Below are 270 nucleotides of genomic sequence, written 5' to 3'. Positions count from 1 at the left end.
CTTCCATTAAAAACACCCCGTGTTTTAATGGAAACAAATGAGCAAGTCAAACTTTTTTGGAGAGTTTGATCCTGGCTCAGGACGAACGCTGGCGGCGTGCCTAATACATGCAAGTCGAGCGGACAGATGGGAGCTTGCTCCCGGAAGTCAGCGGCGGACGGGTGAGTAACACGTGGGTAACCTGCCTGTAAGACTGGGATAACTCCGGGAAACCGGGGCTAATACCGGATAACATCAAGAACCGCATGGTTCTTGATTGAAAGGCGGCTT

General features: G+C 51.1%; 1 rRNA gene. It reads left to right on the top strand.

Features of this window, described 5'->3' with window-relative positions:
- Positions 1–53: 53 nt before the first annotated feature.
- A 16S ribosomal RNA gene (locus tag M3221_RS25910) occupies positions 54–270 on the top strand; the annotation flags it as partial.

Source organism: Domibacillus indicus (genome assembly GCF_023715895.1).
Lineage (GTDB): Bacteria > Bacillota > Bacilli > Bacillales > Domibacillaceae > Domibacillus > Domibacillus indicus_A.
Note: the sequence above shows the minus strand (reverse complement) of the source record. Positions and strands in the feature narration are given on the sequence as shown.